General features: G+C 71.3%; 14 protein-coding genes. 2 read left to right on the forward strand and 12 right to left on the reverse strand.

What is annotated here, in order from left to right; all coding sequences use genetic code 11:
• Positions 1-81: 81 nt before the first annotated feature.
• Entirely contained in the window at positions 82-4,419 is a 4,338-nt protein-coding gene (locus tag ACESK8_RS00375) for an FtsK/SpoIIIE domain-containing protein (RefSeq protein WP_372966801.1), read from the reverse strand.
• Positions 4,416-5,513, reverse strand: a complete 1,098-nt coding sequence (locus ACESK8_RS00380) for a hypothetical protein (protein WP_372966802.1) — start codon at positions 5,511-5,513, stop codon at positions 4,416-4,418. The genes ACESK8_RS00375 and ACESK8_RS00380 overlap by 4 nt, the downstream gene beginning before the upstream one ends.
• A 75-nt stretch (positions 5,514-5,588) precedes the next feature.
• Between ACESK8_RS00380 and ACESK8_RS00385 the strand changes: the two genes are divergently transcribed.
• Positions 5,589-6,248, forward strand: a complete 660-nt coding sequence (locus tag ACESK8_RS00385; RefSeq protein WP_372966803.1) for a hypothetical protein — start codon at positions 5,589-5,591, stop codon at positions 6,246-6,248.
• A complete protein-coding gene (locus ACESK8_RS00390; protein ID WP_372966804.1) occupies positions 6,232-6,948 on the forward strand; it encodes a hypothetical protein in 717 nt (238 codons plus the stop codon). Before ACESK8_RS00385 ends, ACESK8_RS00390 begins: the two co-directional genes overlap by 17 nt.
• A gap of 21 nt (positions 6,949-6,969) precedes the next feature.
• On the opposite strand, the gene ACESK8_RS00395 is transcribed toward ACESK8_RS00390, so the two are convergent.
• From ACESK8_RS00395 to ACESK8_RS00440, 10 genes are read right to left on the reverse strand one after another with little or no spacing between them, the layout of a single operon-like run.
• On the reverse strand, positions 6,970-7,329 hold the full coding sequence (locus ACESK8_RS00395) for a hypothetical protein (protein ID WP_372966805.1): 360 nt from the start codon (positions 7,327-7,329) through the stop codon (positions 6,970-6,972).
• 10 nt (positions 7,330-7,339) lie between these two features.
• The gene (locus ACESK8_RS00400; RefSeq protein WP_372966806.1) at positions 7,340-8,110 is read right to left on the reverse strand and encodes a hypothetical protein; all 771 of its coding nucleotides are present in this window, start codon (positions 8,108-8,110) and stop codon (positions 7,340-7,342) included.
• A gap of 21 nt (positions 8,111-8,131) precedes the next feature.
• Entirely contained in the window at positions 8,132-8,848 is a 717-nt protein-coding gene (locus tag ACESK8_RS00405; RefSeq protein WP_372966807.1) for a hypothetical protein, read from the reverse strand.
• Positions 8,845-10,578 (reverse strand): protein kinase, encoded by a 1,734-nt coding sequence (locus tag ACESK8_RS00410; RefSeq protein WP_372966808.1) that lies wholly within the window; start codon positions 10,576-10,578, stop codon positions 8,845-8,847. The genes ACESK8_RS00405 and ACESK8_RS00410 overlap by 4 nt, the downstream gene beginning before the upstream one ends.
• Positions 10,575-11,969, reverse strand: coding sequence for an FHA domain-containing protein (locus ACESK8_RS00415; RefSeq protein WP_372966809.1), 1,395 nt, complete (start codon positions 11,967-11,969; stop codon positions 10,575-10,577). Before ACESK8_RS00415 ends, ACESK8_RS00410 begins: the two co-directional genes overlap by 4 nt.
• The gene (locus tag ACESK8_RS00420) at positions 11,969-12,781 is read right to left on the reverse strand and encodes a PP2C family serine/threonine-protein phosphatase (RefSeq protein WP_372966810.1); all 813 of its coding nucleotides are present in this window, start codon (positions 12,779-12,781) and stop codon (positions 11,969-11,971) included. Before ACESK8_RS00420 ends, ACESK8_RS00415 begins: the two co-directional genes overlap by 1 nt.
• Positions 12,778-14,361: an RDD family protein gene (locus ACESK8_RS00425; protein WP_372966811.1), complete on the reverse strand. Its 1,584-nt coding sequence runs from the start codon at positions 14,359-14,361 to the stop codon at positions 12,778-12,780. Before ACESK8_RS00425 ends, ACESK8_RS00420 begins: the two co-directional genes overlap by 4 nt.
• Entirely contained in the window at positions 14,358-16,763 is a 2,406-nt protein-coding gene (locus tag ACESK8_RS00430) for a transglutaminaseTgpA domain-containing protein (protein ID WP_372966812.1), read from the reverse strand. The genes ACESK8_RS00425 and ACESK8_RS00430 overlap by 4 nt, the downstream gene beginning before the upstream one ends.
• Positions 16,760-18,022 (reverse strand): DUF58 domain-containing protein, encoded by a 1,263-nt coding sequence (locus ACESK8_RS00435; RefSeq protein ID WP_372966813.1) that lies wholly within the window; start codon positions 18,020-18,022, stop codon positions 16,760-16,762. The genes ACESK8_RS00430 and ACESK8_RS00435 overlap by 4 nt, the downstream gene beginning before the upstream one ends.
• Complete coding sequence (locus tag ACESK8_RS00440) at positions 18,022-18,993, reverse strand: MoxR family ATPase (RefSeq protein WP_060928622.1); 972 nt, start codon at positions 18,991-18,993, stop codon at positions 18,022-18,024. Before ACESK8_RS00440 ends, ACESK8_RS00435 begins: the two co-directional genes overlap by 1 nt.
• Between the last annotated feature and the right edge of the window lie 40 nt (positions 18,994-19,033).

Genomic DNA, 19,033 nt, shown 5'->3' on the forward strand with positions numbered 1-19,033 from the left:
CCCGTTGTGGTCGTCCGGCCGCCCTGCTCGCAGCCGTAGCGCCCGGGTCATTCTATCCCGCCCTCCGGGGGCGGCGGATCGTCACGCGGTCAGGTCGGGGACCTGCACCGGCATGTACGAACCGTCGCTGAAGAAGACCCCGCTGCCCGGTGCCGCGCGTCCCACATGCGTGCGCGCGAGCTGCACGCCGAACACCTGCGTGCCGACGATCGTCGACGGCGGCGAGAGCAGGATGCCGGTGCGTCCCTTCTTCGCCTCGGTGAGCGCGACGGTGAGCGACGAGCCCGCCGATTCGGCTCCGACGCCGACGATGAAGCGCGCGTGCGAGCGAGCGGCCCCGAGGGCTCTGTCCAGTGGAGTGTCCCTGATGGACTCGCTGTCGTCCACGACGATCGTGAGTGGCGCATCCGCCGGTTCGAGTGCCGTGGCGATCTCATCCTCCGGGGTACGCGGAGACAGCACGGGCACGCCGTGGCTCTTGCCCACCTCGGCCAGGATCGAGCCCTCGCGGGCGACGATCACCATCGGCGTCTTGTGCCAGCCGAGCTGATGCGCGATCGCGGCGAGTGTGTGCGTCTTGCCGCTGCGGCGATCGCCGGCCACGACGAAGCCGCCGATGCCCGGCCAGTCGACGGTCACACGCGACAGGTGGTCGCCACCCACCGCGACCACCGGGGTCTCGGCGGTCGCGCCGCCCAGCAGCGGCAGCGAATGGACGACACTGAGACCGATGCGCGAGGGCAGCGGGTCGACGCGCATGGGCTGCGGCAGCTCGGCCAGCTGCGGGAACTGGCCGAAGTGGCCTCCGACGTACTCGACGATGCCGCGGGCTGCGGACGTCTGTCCCTCGCCGCTCGGGTCGGCGGAGAGCACCGCGAACTGCGCCTCGGTGCCCTCGGAGCCGAACAGGGCACGACCCGGGGGCATGTTCGGGGCGATGTCGCGAATCATGATGCCGGCACCGCGGTAGTCGTTGATGTCCCGCATCCGCAGTGCGTACTGCGTGTCGATGAACGTCGACACCTTGTCGGAGGAGACCGACCGGTCGGCCGTGAGGATCAGCCGCAGACCGACGGCCGGACCTTCGCGGAGCAGGCGCATGATCTGGTCGCGCACGAGCACCATGTCGTCGGCGCTCATCGAGGCACCCAGACGCTCCCATCCGTCGATCACGACCAGGTTGTAGGGCAGCGCGTCACGAGCATCCGCCTGCCGCCGCTGCTCGGCGATGCTGCCGACGCCGGCGCGGGCCAGGAGCGCCTGCCGGCGCGAGAGGTCCATGCCCAGCCGGTCGAGGAGGCGCGGCAGACGCGCGGCGTCCTGAGGCGTGATGACGGCGCCGGTGTGCGGGGCGTCGACGAACGGCAGCAGCGCCCCGGTGCCGTAGTCGACCGCGTAGATGTGCAGGTCGGCGGGGGTGAAGCGCTGCACGGCCTGCGCGAGCAGCGTGCGCACGGCCGTCGTGCGCCCTGAGCGGCTGCCACCGAAGAACAGCAGGTGCGAGCCGGTGAGCACGTTCCAGACGAGCGGCTGCTGCTTCTGCTTCGACGGCACGTCGACGAGACCGAGCACGAGACCGCCCTCGGGCGCCGACGACTCGTCGAAGCGATCGAGCGGGAGCAGGTCGGGCAGCGGCAGCAGCCACGGCGACGGGCTGCGCTCGATGCCCAGGGCGGTCGCCGCCTGGTTGGCGAGTTGCACGAGTCCTCGCAGGTCGGTGTCGTCCTGGTCGGGACGATGCGACTGCGTCTCGGCGGCGGGGAAGCGCGGCGGCAGGCCGACCGTCTGCCAGTCGAATCGCGCAGCCGGCGGCAGCACGCGGGTGGTGCGCTGGTGTCCGATCCGCAGCCCGGCGACCCGGGCGGTCTGGAAGGGTGCGGGCGCCGCATCCAATCCGGCCCTGACGTAGCCGCGACCCGGCGTGGATGCCGAGATCAGCGCCGCATCCGGAACGCCGATGATGTCGGTCGAATCGGCGCGATCGGTGACGCGGAGGGCGATGCGCAGGTTGATGTTCGACTGCATCTCGGGTGTGATGACGCCGGACGGGCGCTGCGTCGCGAGCACCAGGTTGACCCCGAGGGATCGACCCACTCGGGCGATGCGGACGAGGCCGTTGATGAAGTCGGGCAGCTCGGTCTTGAGCTCGGCGAACTCGTCGACCACGATCATCAGACGCGCGAGGCCGAGCCTGGCGGCGGCCTCGGCATCCTTCTCCCAGGCGGCGTCGACGTCCTTGGCGCCGATCTCGTCGCGGAGAACCCGCTCACGGCGCTTCAGCTCGGCGTCGAGCGAGGCGAGGGCGCGCTCGGTCTCGCGAGCGTCGAGGTTGGTGACCATGCCGACCGTGTGCGGCAGGCGGGCGCAGTCCGCGAACGCCGAGCCGCCCTTGTAGTCGATCAGCACGAAGTTCAGCGCGTCCGGCCGGTTCGCGAGCGCCAGCGAGATGACCAGCGCCTGCAGGAACTCCGACTTTCCGGAACCGGTGGTTCCGGCCACCAGTGCGTGCGGACCGTCGGTCGCGATGTCGATCGCGTACTCGCCCTCGGCGCCGGCGCCGATCACGACGTACGACTGGCGCGGCACGACCTGCCATTGATCGATGATCGGCTGCGGGTCAGCGAGATCGATGCCGAGCAGCTCGGTGTAGCGCACGCTGCTGGGCACGGTGGCGTCGTCGCCGACACCGCGGACGTGCTCGATCGAGCACAGCGCGCGGGCGATCTCCTCGGCGTAGCCCACGCTCACCTGATCGAAGAGCACGGGCGAGTGGTACGCGTCGCCGGACTCGACACGGCCGAGGAGCGGGTCGCCGGGGTCGGCGACGACGACCGTGGTCGCCTCCTCGGGGAGTCGCGAGCGGTCGGAGTCGATGGCGATCACGTGGATGCCGTACTTGGCACCCTGCTCGAGGATGGTCACCATTCCGGGGAGCATGCGATAGCGGCGGGCGCCGTCGACGACCAGGACGATCTGCGACTCGGAGTCCAGCCGGCGGTCCTTGCCGATGCGCATCCGGATGTCGAGGAGCGTGCCGATCTCGCGGATCCTCTCGCGGCGGGTGAGGTCGGTGTTGCCGATCAGGGCGACGGGGCCGACGCCGGGCTGCGCGTGCGGCAGCCACTGGACCCAGGACCACGCGTGCTCCTGGTCGCGGTCGCACAGCACGGCGACCTGCAGATCACGCGGCGAGCGCAGCGCGACGAGGCCCGTCAGCATGGCGCGCACGACACCGCTGGCGACGTCGGCAGGGCCGGCGACGCCGACGGGACCGGATGCGAGGTCGACCGCGACCGGGGACGGCGAGACGCCGACCCGCCGATCGTTCCGTCGCTCCTTCTGCGGACCGCCCTCGAAGCGCACGTCCAGCGGCACGTCGGCGACGCCGACCCGTGCCCGCAGCGCGTCCTCCTCGCTGCGGCGGCGCTCCCAGAGCCGGGAGAGCGGACGGGTGACGACGTCGCGGATGTACACGGGGTCGAGGTGGTGGTACCAGCTCGTCAGACGCTGCTGACGCACGTGCACCGCGATCCGCTTGCGGGCCGAGTCGATCTCCTCGATCCAGTCGGCCTCGCTGCGCTCGCCCTTGCGGCGCGCGAGCTTCTTGTTCGCGAAGAACGAGCCGATCACCATGACCGGCGACGCGGCGGCCATCAGCAGCATGATCGGACGCTGGAACACGAACGCGAGGGTGATGCCGAGCACGACGGGCACGATCGCGGAGAGCCACGGCAGCGGCGAGGCGTCCTGCTCCTCGGGCTTGTCGCCGGGGAGGGTGATCACGGGCGGGATCTGCGACGGACGGATGCGGGAGGGGCGGTTGAACGCCCTGGCACCGACCTCGTCGATCGTGATGTCGGCGTCGGATGCGGGAGCCGCGCCGATGCGGATCACGCTGCTGCCCAGCTGGATCAGGTCGGCGGGGACGATGTCGGCCGCGCGGGCATCGCCGGTGCCGTTCACGACGAGCGCACCGTCGGGGGCCGTCAGCTCGACGTGCGCCGTCAGGGGCAGCAGGGAGCCGTCGTCGGCGACGCCGCCCGACACGGTGATGGTCGCGTGCTCCTCGCTCAGGTGCGGATCGGCGATGCGTACGGCTGCCGTCGATCCGCGGCCGATGGTGGTCGGAACCCCCGGGGTCATCGGCACGGACTCCCCGGCGAACGGGCCGGCGACGAACTCGAGGCGCAGGGTGCCCGGCGCCAGCACCACCTGGTGGCGGGAGGGCACGACGACGCCGCTGCGGATGCCGGTGACGGTGAACGCCGACGACGGATCGGTACCCGGAGCGAGCTCGTCGGCGGGGACGTCGAGCGACTCGCCGATCTCGGAGATCGTCGTGGCCTCGTCGACCTTGACGATCCAGGACTCGGGTTGGGGCGCGCCGGGGCGGTCGGCGACGGTCAGCCGAAGGCTCATGATGCGGGTATCCCTTCCAGAAGCCGGGCCAGGCCGGCGAGCGGAACTGCAGCGTCGGCCTGCTGCTCGTCGACGGGGACCGTGACGAGAGACAGCGGCGCTTCACTCTCCCACGAGGGAGCGACGAGGTCTGCGACATCCGCGTCCGCGTCATCCGTGACGCTGCCCCAGGCGAGGCGGCCGTCGTCGGCCACGACCCGGAACAGCAGCTGCGCGGGGAGGGCGGTGGCGCCGTCGTCGGCGCCCGCTGCGGTGCCGGTGCGCTCGATGCCGCCGTCCTCGGTGCACCGGAGACCGATGGACTGCGGGGTGCTGCAGACGATCGTGACGTCGCCCCAGGTCTGCTCGACGAGATCGAGGGCCTCGACGTCGCCGACGACGTGCAGAGCGCCGATCGTCGGGGCCTCGGCAGGAGCGGAAGCGGCGACGAACGTCACCGTGAGCTCGATGGAGACGGCTTGCCCCGCATCGTCGGTGATCGTGAGCGGCACGATCGCATCACCGGCGTTCTCTCCCCGGAGCGCGAGGTGCGTCTCGCTGACCCCGGCGGAGACGCCGGACGGCGGCGTGTCCACGCGGATCGTCGCTCCCCCGTCGGCGGTGCAGACCGCGCAGGCGATGCCGAGCGCCGAGAGCGGCACCAGAGCCTGTTCGCCGACGACGACAGGCAGGTCCAGACGGTCGACGGAGACCTCCGGCACCGGGGGCGGCTCGAGGCGTACGCGGTAGACGGGCGAGATGCGCGTCGCCCCCGAGACCTGCGGGACGGTCAGCGTTTGGATGCCGAGATCGGCGTCGAAACCCGCAGACACGAGCGTGACGCCGTCGTCGGCGCAGGCCACGTCGATGCCTTCCAGCGTGCCGACGCCCGCGCAGTCGATGCGCCAGCCCTCGCCCGAGCGGATCTCGGTGGTCTCGGTGTAGGACACCTCGACGGCACCGCCCTGCGGGGTGGTCGCGTTCTCGTCGGACGCGTTGGCCGCGGCGATACCGGGGGACGCGAGCGCGGACGCCACCAGCACGGCGGTCATCGCGGCACTCCGCACCGCGACGAGAGCGCGAGCTCCTCGCCGGCGTCGGTGCGTCGAGGTCATGGGACTCCCAGGTCGGAGGCAGGCCATGACTAGGATAGACGCGCCCGACCACGACGGAGAATCTGCAGCAGATCGATGAGCGACATCCCGCGCACACGCCGGCAGCAGAACGCTGCGCCGGTCGGCGAGCGACCGGCGGGCGGGATGATCACCGCCGCCCCCGTGCCGTGGACCGCGTCGCGCACCCCGGCTCCTGCGGCGCTCGACGGCCAGCTCGGCTGGGACTCGCCGCGCCCGAGCATGCAGGTCGCGCCCGGCGCCATCCGCACGCTCGAGACGTCGGGCGACGTCCTCCCCGAGCTCGAGGAGGCGCCCGAGAAGCAGCGTCCGCTGTGGCGGCATCCGGCGTTCCTGATCTCCATCGGCACGACCGTTCTCGCACTCATCGCCTTCCTCGTGTTCGTGATCGTGGGCGGCCTGTCCGGGCGGGCCACGGCATCCGACCTCACCCTCGAGGTCACCGACAACGTCGTGCGCGCCGACTGGTCGGGGCCCGAGGTGCCCTATCAGGTGATCGTGGTCGACGGCCCGTCGGGTCCGAGTCTCGACGTGTCGCAGCTCGTCACGGGCACCGAGGCCTGGCTGCCGCGTGCCGCCGCCATCGTCGACGAGGGATCCTGCATCGTCGTGCGCCCCGCCGACGGGAACGAGAAGGCGGAGGTCAAGCTCGACCGCGCCACGCTCGACGCGCAGGGCGCGGTCTCGGGATGTGTGGCGGATGCCCCGGCGGAGTGACGCACGGCTGACCGCCCTCGCGCTGGGATCCGTGCTCGTCCTCGCGGGGTGCGCGGGCGCCACGCAGCCCGCGGAGCCTGCGCCGAGCCCCACCCACATCGATCTCGGCGCCTGGGACGAGGAGACCTCCGGCAACGGGCTCGTGCTGCTCGACGCGACCACCGCGCGCGCCACGGTGCTCACCGCCGTCCGCGAGGCAGGGCCCGCCACGATGACCGGCACCTTCACCGCACGCGGTCGAGCGCTCGAGATCGACGTGCGCGGGTCGAGCGAGGAGACCGTCGCGCAGTTCACGGTCGACGGTCAGACCACCGTCATCGTGTCGACCGACGGACAGACCTACCTCAACCCCACCGCGGCGACCGTCGGCGAGGCGGGCAGCGATCGTCCGGTGGGCGAGTTCTCCTGCGTCGCCGACGACGACCCGGCGGTCACGCGCTGGGGAGCGCTCCTGCACCCGCTGCAGGCACTCGCCGAGCACACCTCCGACGCCTCCGCGCTGGGAGCGCCGAGCGATGGCGGCGTCGACCTCATCCTGGGTGCTGACGGCACTCAGGGCGCGCTGCGCGTGCAGACGCAAGGCCCGGCGCTGCCGGTGTCCCTCACCCGAGCGGATGCCGCGGGAAGCCTCCAGCTGGAGTTCTCCGGCTGGGGCGAGGCCGTCGAGCTGCCCGACCTCGACGCCGCAGCGGGCTGCTGAGCGCGCGGGCTCCTGAGCAACTCAGACGAATTCGGACCCCGCCGGCGGCGCCCACTTCGGCAGGCCGTTGCAGGCGGCAGCGACGCGGTGCAGACCGTACTGCGGGTGCGAGAACGCCTCCCAGACCCCCTTCGAGTCCTTCGCCTCGGCGGCCTCGACGAGAGAGCCGAGCGTCTCCGGCGCCCCGGCGGCCCACTCGACGTAATCGGAGCTGTCGACCCCGGCCGAGCCGAGCTCGGCGATCGCGCGTACATCCTCGGCGGCACGGATCACGTCGGTGAAGCTCTGCGGGATGCGCTCGTTGCACGACACGACGGCGACGGTCAATGCCGTCACCGGGTCGACGAGCTGTTCACATCGGCTGGCGCGCAGGTCGGCCATCATCTCCCTCTCATCCCTGCCCCGACGTGGACGGGGCAGACTTCTCGGGCCCGAGCAGGGCGACCGTTCTGGTGTAGATCGCCGCCCTGTCCGATGTCACCTCGACATCGACGCCGGCGCGGAGTCCGGCGATGCAGATCGCCGCGAGCGACGCCCGGACGTTCTCGGGCGCGACCATGGTATCGATCGGCATGCGGATGCCGCCGTGCGTCCCGAGCACCTCGAAGAGTCCGTGCAGCTCCCGCGGCGCCGCGTCGCGCAGCGCACGCACCCCGCGGACGCCGAGCACGAACTCGGACTGCACGCGTCCGGCCGCACGCTCGACCGCGGCCGCCGGGCCTCGCAGGAACGGGACGGCCGCATCACGATCATCGAACCCGACCCCGCCGATGACGGACGACCACGGCAGATCGACGTGACCGGCAAGACGGATGCCCTCAGCACTGACCACCAGATAGTCGTCACCCGAGACCGGCCCGCCGCGCAGTCGACGCCGGAGCAGGGCGAAGCGCAGCAGCAGGACGCCGGCCGCGATCACGAGCAGCGCGAACAGGAGCACCGTCACCGGTCCGCCGAAATGCAGGAAGAGCACGGCGAACAGCCCTGCCGCGGCGAACGCCAGGACAGCGGACGCGACCCCGATCACGACGGCGTTGACGCGCATCCGCCGACGGACGGCATCCCGGTCGAGGGGCGCGGCGAACGCCCGCCCCCGACCGAAGTAGTCACGCCACTCGTCCTCCTGGACCGCGGAGAGACCCAGTGCGCTCAGCTCGTACACGGCGAGTGCTCCGTGGCGCGGTCAGGCATCCTCGTCCTCGGTGCCCTGCGGCCGGTCGAGTTCGGCGAGGTCCTCGCGCGTCACCAGGCGCGAGGCGATCGTGTACTCCACCAGGCGAGCCCGGCGGTTGGTGGCGAAGGAGCGCTGTCCGCCGCGCATCCCCGGCACGCCGATGCGGTCGAGCTTGTCACAGACGTTGTCGAGCTTGCGGTTGAATCGCGTGACGGTCCAGCCGAGGCGGGCCGCCGCCTTCGCGGAGGTGGGGATCTCGCTCATACCCGTGCCGTCGCGCAGCAGCTGCGGCTCGGCGAGGGCGAGGATCAGCAGCCGCTGGCTGGCCGTGAGGGGCACGTCGCCGATCGTGGAGTCGCCGTCGGTGCTCTCGCGCTGGGTCGGGCGGAACGCGGGCTGCGTGGCATGCACGACGAGCTCGTACGTCGTGGGACCGGCGCTGAAGACGACGGTCGTCGCATCGAACACGAGGGGCAGCCTGGCACCGGGCGACAGCCAGGCCTGCACACCGCCGGTGCGGTCGGTCACGGATGCCGTGAGCCGCGAGCCGATGTTCGACAGCCACCAGAGGCCGCCGGACTCGGCGATCTCGAGGAAGCTGCGATGCAGGAAGAGGTTGTCGTCGATCGCCAGGTCGCCTTCGCGCCCGGCGGTGAACCTGCTGCCGGGCTCGATGGTGAAGTACTCGCCGGCGAACTCGACCGTGACCGTGCCGGTCCCGCTCATTTCACGCACCCCCGCACCGGTTCCGAGGCGCGTCCGTCGTCGCGACGCAGCGCCACATCGACGCACACCTGACCCGGCGCGGCATCCGTGATCGTGACCGTCGTGTCGGTCGTGGTCGAGGGTGTGCCCTCGCCGGTGAGGTCGACGGGGATCCAGATGAAGCTGTCACCCTCGAGCTCGTCGGTGTTGGTCCAGGTGAAGGTGACGGTGTCGCCGGAGCGGGTGCCCTCGAGGTCCGAGACCTTGGGCACGACATCCGACACGATGTCCTTCGGGTCGACCTCGTCGCCCGTGGCGGCAGGCTCGGGCGTGGGCATGTTCGCGACCATGAGGTTCAGGCCGACGATGGCACCGACGACCACGACGACGCCGGCGGCGACCAGTCCGATCGTGCGTCCGCGACGGCTGCGGGCCGAACGGTCGGGGGCATCAGCGGTCGCAGCCGCTGCTGTGGCCCCCGCGCCGGCTCCGGAGTTCTTCGCGGCGGAAGTCGCCGCGGGCGAGGTCTGCCCGGGCGAGCTCTGGGCGGGCTGCGGCGACGGCGACGTGAACGACGGGGACACAGGCGCCCCCGCGGACGATGCCGGATGCGGGGAGACGACGACGGGGCCGCGCGCGATCGTGCGATCGTCGTCGTCCGGCGCGGAGACCGGGGCAGCGCCCGGCGTCCGGAGCTGGGTGGCCTCGTCGACGGGATCCGGGCTGTCGAAGCGCGGCACATCGGGAGTCGGGAACGCGGTGCCCTTGGGCTGCGTCGCCGCCGACGGCCGGGTGAAGGATCCGACGTCCGGATCGATGCTGACGATCTCCCTGACGCGCGTCAGGCCGTCGCCGTCATCGTCGAGGTCCTCGGCCGGCGGGTGGTCGTCGACGATGTCGATCGGGGTGACCGAGTGCGACAGCTCGATCTGCACCTTCTGCAGCGCTCGGGCGAAAGCCACGGCGCTGGGGTAGCGGGCGTCGGGGTTCTTGGCCATCGACCGCTCGAGCACGCGCTGCAGACTCTCGGGGGAATCCGGTCGTGCGAGCGAGGGCAGCGCGGCGCGTTCGATGCGCTCGATGAGGTCGGCGCTGGAGTTGCGCTCTCCTGGCCTCTCGAACGGTGAGCGCCCGGCGAGCAGGGTGAACAGCGTCGCCCCCAGCGCCCACACGTCGGTGCGGGGTCCGCTCTGGGGCGGATCCGCGAACGACTCGGGCGGCGACCACGGGATGGACATGCCGCCAGACGCCTCGCCCGTGGCCCCGGTCGTCGACGCGATGCCGAAGTCGGTGAGAGCCGGGCGGTTGTACTCGGTGACGAGGATGTTGGCCGGCTTGATGTCGCGGTGCAGGACGCCCGCGCGGTGCGCGGTCTCGACGGCACCCGCGACCTGCACGCCGACACGCAGGGCCTCGGCGACCGAGAACGGCTCCTTGCGCGCGCGCAGCTGCAGGTTCGGCCGCGGGCAGTACTCCATCACGAGGTACGGACGCCCGTCGCCGGCCACTCCCGCCTGGTAGATCGTGACGATCGCGGGATGCGTCGACAGCATCGCCATGACGTTGGCCTCGTCGGCGAACTCCTGCGCCGCGCTGCTGGTGATCCGGTCGGCGAGCAGCACCTTGACCGCGACCCTGCGTCGCGGCATCTGCTGCTCGTAGAGGAAGACGTCTGCGAAGCCGCCCGTGCCGAGCGGCTCCACATATGTGAAGCCGGGCAGCTCGGGCGGCGGCGAGGGGCGCCGATTCACGGGAGATCCTCGAACGCGACGGTCACTCCGTCGCCGAGGTCGACCACGTCGCCGGAGATCACGATCGTCTGCTCACCCGGGTGCAGCCGCACGGGGTCGGAGCCCGAGCGAAGAAGAGTCGATCCGTTCGTGGTGTGCAGGTCGATGACCACGACCGTGTCGCCCTCGGGGCGCACCTCCAGGTGACTGCGGGAGATGTCCTGCTGCGGGCTCTCGACCGCGACGAGGTGCGGAAGGTTGGCTCCGCTCGCCCTGGTGGACCGCGGGCGTCGGCCGATGATGACCGTGCGATCCAGCGTCACCACCTGTCCTGTGGAGACACGGATGCGCCCCTCGCTCGGCACGACGTCGAGCGCGACGGTCGGTGCCTCCGGTGAGACGGGTGCGGCGTCCTTGCGGAGCGCCCTCGCCTCGGCCGCCGAGATGGTCGCTCCGTCATGGTCGCCCGTGACGGCGACGTCCGCCGGAAGGTCCGAGTCCGCGGGTGGCACGGCGGATTCGGATGCGGGGCGGTGGATCGTCTGTCCGAAGAGCATCTCGAACTCGTCGATGTCGGAGGGGGCGTCGGTGCTGTCCGCCGCGGCGCCCTCGGCCTCCGCGTCGTCTGGGACAGCACGCGCGGCGTCGGCATCCTCGACTTCGGCATCGTCACCGTCAGCCGGGTCCGGCTCGGGAAGGAGAGTGTCCTCGATGTTGGGCTCATCTGCGGCGGCGGGGGCGGGGGCAGCCACCGCGGGCACGGGAACCGGAGGGACCGCGACCGGCGGGATGGCCACCGAAGGGGTGGGAACAGGCGGGACCGCCACGCCGCTCCCGCCCGCCGCACCGGCCCCGACCGTCGGCAGACCGACGGGCGCTGCAGCTGCAGGCGCGGCGGCAGACTCGGCGGCGGCGACGGGGGCGGCATCCGCGGAGATCCCGGCTGACGCTGGGCCTGAGGTGCCGGCGTGCGAGTCCTCCGCCATGTCGAGCACCAGCGCGCCCGCACGGACGACTCCGGCGATCACCGGCAGCTCGGCGTCATCCGCGGGCTCGACGACGACATCGACGCGGGTCGCCCCGCGGACCAGCCGCTCGTTCCAGGTCGTCACGTCGGTGCCGGTGATGCGCGTCTGGCCCTCTGCGGTCTCGACGACGATCTCGGGCACGCCGCGCACAGCGACGCGCACGTCCTGTCCGGCGATCACCACGGCGGCGAAGTCGGGCACGGAGGACAGGGATCCTCCGGAGCGCGAGGTCAGCAGATCGACGAGGGCTCCGAGTTCCCGGATGCCGTCGGATCCGGTCCAGGCGTCGGCGACCAGTGCGGCGTCAGCAGTGGCGGGGAGGACGAGCAGTGCCTGCTCGCGGACGAGGGCGTTCCACGTTCCCGGACGATAGGTCACACGCATCAGCGGACTCCTCCTGCGGCTTCGCGCGGACGCGTATCCGCGATGTCTGGTTCGTCGGTCTCCACGAGGGTGCCCGGGCGGGAGGCGACGGAGATCGCGTCGATGACGACGGCGGTCACATTGTCGCGTCCGCCGGCGTGCACCGCGCTGGAGACGAGGAAATCGGCGGCGCGCTGCGGATCGGACTCGACCATCAGGATCTCCCGGATGGCCCCGTCGGTGAGCTCCGACGACAGGCCGTCGGAGCAGATCAGCATCCGGTCGCCCATCTCTGCGGGGAACAACCAGTAGTCGACCTCACCGTCGCTGCCCGCGCCGATCGCGCGGGTGATGATGTTGCGTCGACGATCGGTCTGCGCATCCTCCGGCCGCAGTTCCCCGGAGTCGACGAGCTCCTGGACCACCGAGTGATCGACACTGACCTGTTCGAGATCGCCGTCTTCCAGGCGGTAGACACGCGAGTCGCCGATGTTCAGCACGAGCCAGTAGCCCATGCCGTCGACCGTGGCAATGATGACGCCGCTGAGGGTGGTGCCGGCGCGCCCGTTGCTCGAGGTCGACAGCGACTCGACTTCGGCCCGTGCGACCGCGACGGCGTCGCGCACCTCGTCGAGCGCGAGTGCCGGCTGTCCGATGTGCCGGGAGAACTCCTCGATGACCGCGGCGCTCGCTCGCTCACCCGCCTCGTGACCGCCCATGCCGTCGGCGACCAGGAAGACCGGGGCGCTGGCAAGGAAAGCATCCTCGTTGAGGGTGCGACGCAGACCCGTGTGCGTCGCCGCACCGGTCGATACCGCCAAGGCGACGCTCATGCGTATCCCCCGATCGTCACGATGCGATCGCCGATCTCGATCGCGTCTCCCAGGCGCACCGGCACGCGCTGGCCCGCGGGGCAGGCGATGCGCTGTCCGTCGCGCACGATCGTCATACCGTTGGTCGAGTACCGGTCGAGGATCCAGCCGCCGGAGGTCGAGGCGGCGGCCTCGAAGTGCGTCTTCGAGAGCGACAGCGTCTCGTCGCGGACCGGCACGAGGATCGCACCGTCCTCGGGGCCCGGATTGCGTCCGAAGACCGTGCGTCGCGACACCGTGACGCGGGTCCCGTCGTCCCAGGTGAAGACCAGTCGATGACCAGGGATGCTGATGCGCGTCTCCTCGAGATCGTCCTCCTCGGGAGCGTCTGCGGAAGCGGCGATGCCGGCGGTGGGCGCGGCGGGGGCGGGCGGTGCGGCAGGTGCAGCAGGCGCAGCAGGCGCGGCGAATGCCGGCGCAGCAGGCGCGGCGAATGCCGGCGCAGCGGGCAACGCGGGCGCCGGCTCCGGTGTCGCGAATGCCGGAGCAGCCGGTCGCTCCGGCGTGGCCTGCTGCGACGACGCGCCCTGGTCGGCCGTGCGCGGCGGCGGCGCGTCCACCGTGATGCCGGGGACATACGCGATGAGTCCGCCGTCATCGGCCGGCTGTGCCGCCGGAGAGCTGTACGCCGGTGCCTCCGCCGGAGCGGATGCGGCCGGTGCTGCGGATGCGGCCGGTGCCGCGGATGCGGCCGGTGCGTCGGAGAGGACCGGGGCAGCGGGCTGCGGGGCGGCCTGATACTCGAGTGCCGCCGGAGCCGCGTACTCCGGAGCCGCGTACTCCGGAGCTGCCGGCGTCGCGAACCCGGGAGCTGCCGGCGCCGCGAACCCGGGTGCGGGAGGCGCTCCGAAGGGGGCAGCCGGTGCGACGTCAGGCCGTGCGAACGACGGAGCAGGCGCGCCGCTCTGCGGAACCGGGATGCCGGGGGCAGCGGGTACGGACGGCGGCACCGGGATGCCGGGGATGGCCGGCACGCCCTGCGCGAGCGGGGCTCCCTGCGGAACGGGCGGCGCTCCCTGCGCAACCGGCGGTGCGACCTGCGCTGTGCCGGTTGCGTGCGCATCCGAGGGACGCGGCGCGTGCGAGGCGCCCTCGCCACGGGCATCCAGCATCAGCGACCTCGCCACCTTGTCGTGCCAGCCCTGGAAGCGACCGGAGCCGTCGAACAGCGGGGTGAAGTACCCCACCACGATCCCCGCGGCGAGCCCGAAGATCACGTTGCGCAAAAGGGCGCGGCCGAATCCGAGAGGAGTCCCGTCTTCGGAGATCAGCCGGAGGCCCTGCGTGCGCATGCCGATGGACCCGGCACCGGCCTGCATGAACGTGTAGAACACGAACCAGCCCAGAAGGACGAGGCTGATGATCGGTCCTCCGATGACCAGCGTCGCCACGGAGCCTTCGAGCGAGCCGGAGAGGTTGGCGGCGATCACGAGCACGATCGTCAGCACGGTGCCGATGCCCCCCGCGATGAGCGCGTCGATCAGGTAGGCGATCGCGCGCCGGGAGATCGGCGCGATCTGGCCGAACGGGACCTGAGTCATGGTGTCTCGCTCTCGGGTGAGGTGGACGTCGTCGTACGAGTGCTGCTCTTGATGGTGCCAGGTTCGCGCCGGACGCGCGCGGCCGCGGCGTCCTTGAGGTTCTGCAGCCCCGTCGACACGGCGGTGCCGCCCATCAGCGACCTCAGGCTCAGACGCGCCTTCGTGCGCTTCCAGAATCCGGCGTCCTTGCCGAGGCCGCCGACGATCGTGTCGACCTCCGCCCAGAACGCCTCGACGTCTTCGGCACTCGGCTCCGAGGGGCCGAACACCTCCGCATCCGCCCGCTGGGCCAGGGTGGTGACCTGCGGAAGCGTGAGGGTCTCGGCGACCGTCGCCGCCTCTTCTGTCCGCGTGCCACCGGGAGCGATCCGCGCGCCGTAGTCGACGGCACGATCGGCCAGCTCGTCCCATCCGCCGCTGATGCGGTCGGCCGCACGCTCCGCCTGACGCCTCGCGCGTCTCCGGGCGGCCTTCCAGGCGCCGATGAGGATGAACGGGGACGCCAGCAGCGCGAGGATCGCCAACGAGATCCCGCCGATCGCGAGGATCGTGCCGATGATGCCCAGGATGTTGAGCGTCTCGTCGTCGCCCTTGCGGTCGTCGGGGAGCGTCGGAGGAAGATCGACCGGCTCCTGCGGCGGGGGCGGCGGCTGCAGCACCTGCGGCTTGGGGTCGACCCGAGGCTTGGTGTTCTGGTCGTTGGGGACCTTGTCCTCCGGCGGCGTCGGGTTGAAGGTGAGCCAGCCGACTCCCTCGAAGTTCACCTCGACCCAGGCGTGCACGTTGTCGCCCGTGGCCTCGAAGACCGCTTCGCCTTCCTTGTCCTCGTCCGGGTAGAACCCCATCACCACGCGCGCCGGGATGCCGACCTCACGCGCCAGGAGCGCCATCGCCACGGCGTACTGCTCGTCATCGCCGATCATCTGGTCGCCGCCGATCAGCGTCGAGATGCGCTCGGCGGTGTGCCCTGCCCGAGACAGCACCTCTCCTTCGAGGCCGTGGCTGAAGAAGCCGCCGTCGGCGAGGAAGGTCTCCAGCGCCCGCACCTGCTCGATGGGCGACTCCGCATCGGCGACCGTCTCGGACGCGAGCGAGGTCAGCTCCTCCGGCACGTTGCTCTGCGTCGGCAGCGGCACGGTGCCGAACTTCACCTCCGCGAGCTGGGTGTCGTCGAGCTCGCTCGGGATCACGGTGTCCACCGTGTAGGTGTCGCCGGCCGCGAGCTTCGACGTGACGACCGCGGTGCCGGTCTCGACGTTGTAGTACGCCGACCGCCGCAGCTCCTCCGCACGTTCGCCGGTGAACTCGATCTGCGAGACGGCTCCGGCATCGGGCAGCCAGACGCTCCGGTACTCGTCGACCTCGACCTTGAGGGTCACCGGGATGCCCTCGGCATCCGGCGACATGTTGGTGCGGACGGGGCCGAACGCACTCGAGGAGCCGGGGCCGCCGTCGGTGACGTTGTAGACCATGCCGTCGAATTGGTCCATGACGGCGATCCGCATGCGGGCGCCCTTCGGCAGACCGCTCACGGTGAAGAGCGTGTCCCCGGCCTCGTCGCGCACGTTCTTGCGGAACGCCTGGAGCGGACTCGGGTAATCGCGGATGTTGAACGGCGGGATGATCACGTCGCGGAAGACATGGCGCGGCTGCACGGGGGCTGCGATCGCACTCGTCGCGACACCGGCGCCACCGGCGATCGCGAGCACCGCCGCGCCCGCGATCAGGCGGCGCAGACGCATGTGCGAGGCACGGGAAGAGTCCACCTCGCTGACCGAGATCGCGGCGTTCTGAGGTGCCCAGAGCTGACGCAGCGCCAGCCACGCGATGGAGAGCACTGCGAAGACGAGTCCCTGCAGCACGGGGAACGCGGGCTCGGGGGTGCCGAGGGCGATCACCATCACGAGCATCACGCCGGCCGGCAGCAGCGCCCACGCGACCTGGCCGAGGCGCAGGGCGAGGGATGCCGTCAGCACCGTGACCACGAGGGTGAGGAGGAACGGCACGAGCAGGTGCCCGTCGGCCGTCGACACCGGCGCGACCGTCGTGAGCAGCTGCTTCCAGGACGTCACGGTGCCGATCGCGAGACGCTGCAGCGTGTCGATCGTCGGGATGAACCCGAAGATCGCCGTGTGCGGGAGTGCGAGAGCGCCGCCGAAGACGAAGTAGACGGCGATCGTCAGGCCGGTGACGATCAGGATGCCCCAGCGACGCCACGCGGCGACGACCGCGACGGCGAGCCCGAGGAGCAGCGCGCCGATCGTGCCGGGGAGGTAGGAGGGGCCGGCGAAGGTGGGCCAGAACCCGACGATGGAGACGCCGATCAGCAGCGCCGTGGCACTCACATCGAGGATCCAGCGTCGGAGCGGCAGTCCGCCCCATTCGGTGGCGAGAGCGGTCATGCGAGCACCTTCTGCAGTGCGAGGGGAACCTGTTCGAGCGCGCCGATCGTGACGACATCCGCATCGCCGATCCGGCGAAGTGCCGGTGCCGAGACCGACCGGTCGGCGACGACCGCCATCACCTTGGCGCCGTACGGGAGTCGCGAGCACGCGAGCCGAAGATCGTCCGTGCTCACTCGCGAGCCGCAGACGAGCACGACGACGCTTGCGAGCGGCATGGTCCTCGCGAGCACTCCGGCGAGGTGGTCGATGCCCCCGTCGCGGGGCTTGGAGCTCTCGACGGCCGAGAGCGAGTCGAGCAGCTGCTTGCCGGTGCCGGCTGCCAGCTCACGCCCCTGGACCCTGACGTCGACGCGCTGCGAATCGCGGATGGCCCGGAGGCCGATCGATCCGGCGGCCGAGATGGCCAGCTCGAAGTCCTCGTCGGTGGCGTAGTCGCCGCTGGAGCGCGAGAGGCCGATCACGAAGTGCGAGCGGCGGGTCTCCTCGTACTGGCGCACCATCATGGTGCCGGTGCGCGCGGTGGATCGCCAGTGCACGTGGCGCAGGTCATCGCCCGGCTGGTACTCGAGCAGGGCATGGAACGAGACGTCATCGCGCGAGAGATCCGCCGCGGGCAGCCCCTCGAGGTCGCGGAGGTAGCCGAGCGACTGACCGTCGAACAGCACCGTACGAGGGTGGACATAGAGGTCGACGGGGTCGTCCCGACGATGGGCGCGCTCGAACAGTCCGAGCGGATCGCCACGCACGACGCTCACCGGGCCGACCTTCACGACTCCGCGCTTCTGCGTCGGGATGGCGAAGAGCTCCTCCGCCTCCTCCCCCGGTGCCAGTCGCTGGATGCCGAACTCTCCTCGGCCGGAGCCCACCGGCAGCACCACCCTGGACGGGAGGATCGCCCGTGCACCGCGGTTCGCGAGGGTGAGGGCGCCGACAGCCCGCTCGCCGACCACGACCCGGGTGCGGGCGAGATCGAGGGAGACGTCGTAGGCGGTGCGACCGATCAAGAAGAGCGCGCACAGCGCGACCGTGAGGGCGATGACCACCGCCGCGATCGTGAACTCGGCCCATCCGGCCACCTGCCCGAGGATCCAGAAGCCGATCGCGAGGGCCATCAGCACCCAGGCGAGCGGTCGGATGGCGGCGGCGATCAGACGGAGGCGCGCCAGGATGCGCGCGCCGATGACCGCCGCGACGTCACGCCAGCCGGCGTCGCGGTCGATCGGCGCGGCCGCAGTCGGCAGTGCCTCCGTCGTCATCAGGCCGCTGCTCGTGCCTGCGGTGCGGCGACGTTCTCGAGCACGCGCGCGATGACGGAGTCGCTCGAGGTGCCGGCGAACTCCGCCTCGGCATCCAGGAGCAGACGGTGCTGCCACACCGGACGCGCGAGCGCCTTGATGTCGTCGGGCAGCACGAAGTGGCGCCCCTGGGAGGCTGCACGGACCTTCGCGATGCGGATCATCGCGATGGCTCCACGCACCGAGACGCCGAGGCGGATCGCCGGGTCCTCACGCGTCGCCTCAGCCAGCTCGGCGACATAGCGCAGCACGGCGGGCTCGACGTGCACCGAGGCGCCGAGGTCTGCCATGTCGGCGACCGCGCTGGTGGTGATGATCGCCGAGAGGCCGGCCGAGGGGTTGCGGTCAGAGGCACCGGCGAGGATGCTCTCGGTGACCGCGAGGTCGGGGTAGCCGATCGACGTCTTGATGAGGAAGCGGTCGAGCTGCGCCTCGGGGAGCTTGTACGTTCCCGCCTGCTCGATGGGGTTCTGCGTCGCGATGACGAGGAACGGGCGCCCGGTCTCATGGGTGACGCCGTCGACGGTTACCCGCGACTCTTCCATGACCTCGAGCAGAGCGGACTGCGTCTTCGGCGAGGCGCGGTTGATCTCGTCGGCCAGCACGATGGACGCGAAGATCGGGCCCTTGTGGAACTCGAAGCGGTGCGACTGCTGGTCGTAGATCGTGACGCCGGTCACGTCGGACGGCAGCAGGTCGGGCGTGAACTGGATGCGCGTGCTGGTGCCCTGCACGGTCGAGGCCAGCGCCTTCGCGAGGCTGGTCTTTCCCGTGCCGGGGGCGTCCTCGAGCAGCACGTGGCCCTCGGCGAGCATCGCGGACAGCACGAGGCCGACGATCTCGCGCTTGCCCTGCACCGCCTTGTCGATGTTGTCGACGAGGCGCGTGAAGGTGCCGTGGAACCAGGCGGCCTGTTCGGGGGTCATGCTCATGAGTGTGGGTTTCCCTGTTCTGTGAAGGTCATCGGGTCGC

The organism is Microbacterium sp. (assembly GCF_041641055.1).
Classification (GTDB): Bacteria; Actinomycetota; Actinomycetes; order Actinomycetales; family Microbacteriaceae; genus Microbacterium.

Excerpts from the sequence above, each read along its gene's own strand:
- ACESK8_RS00390 (WP_372966804.1), top strand. The coding sequence starts at position 6,232 with ATGCCCCGGCGGAGTGACGCACGGCTGACCGCCCTCGCGCTGGGATCC.
- ACESK8_RS00405 (WP_372966807.1), bottom strand. The coding sequence starts at position 8,848 with ATGAGCGGGACCGGCACGGTCACGGTCGAGTTCGCCGGCGAGTACTTC.
- ACESK8_RS00375 (WP_372966801.1), bottom strand. The coding sequence starts at position 4,419 with ATGAGCCTTCGGCTGACCGTCGCCGACCGCCCCGGCGCGCCCCAACCC.
- ACESK8_RS00420 (WP_372966810.1), bottom strand. The coding sequence starts at position 12,781 with ATGAGCGTCGCCTTGGCGGTATCGACCGGTGCGGCGACGCACACGGGT.
- ACESK8_RS00380 (WP_372966802.1), bottom strand. The coding sequence starts at position 5,513 with ATGACCTCGACGCACCGACGCCGGCGAGGAGCTCGCGCTCTCGTCGCG.
- ACESK8_RS00435 (WP_372966813.1), bottom strand. The coding sequence starts at position 18,022 with ATGACGACGGAGGCACTGCCGACTGCGGCCGCGCCGATCGACCGCGAC.
- ACESK8_RS00425 (WP_372966811.1), bottom strand. The coding sequence starts at position 14,361 with ATGACTCAGGTCCCGTTCGGCCAGATCGCGCCGATCTCCCGGCGCGCG.
- ACESK8_RS00440 (WP_060928622.1), bottom strand. The coding sequence starts at position 18,993 with ATGAGCATGACCCCCGAACAGGCCGCCTGGTTCCACGGCACCTTCACG.
- ACESK8_RS00395 (WP_372966805.1), bottom strand. The coding sequence starts at position 7,329 with ATGGCCGACCTGCGCGCCAGCCGATGTGAACAGCTCGTCGACCCGGTG.
- ACESK8_RS00430 (WP_372966812.1), bottom strand. The coding sequence starts at position 16,763 with ATGACCGCTCTCGCCACCGAATGGGGCGGACTGCCGCTCCGACGCTGG.
- ACESK8_RS00385 (WP_372966803.1), top strand. The coding sequence starts at position 5,589 with ATGAGCGACATCCCGCGCACACGCCGGCAGCAGAACGCTGCGCCGGTC.
- ACESK8_RS00415 (WP_372966809.1), bottom strand. The coding sequence starts at position 11,969 with ATGCGTGTGACCTATCGTCCGGGAACGTGGAACGCCCTCGTCCGCGAG.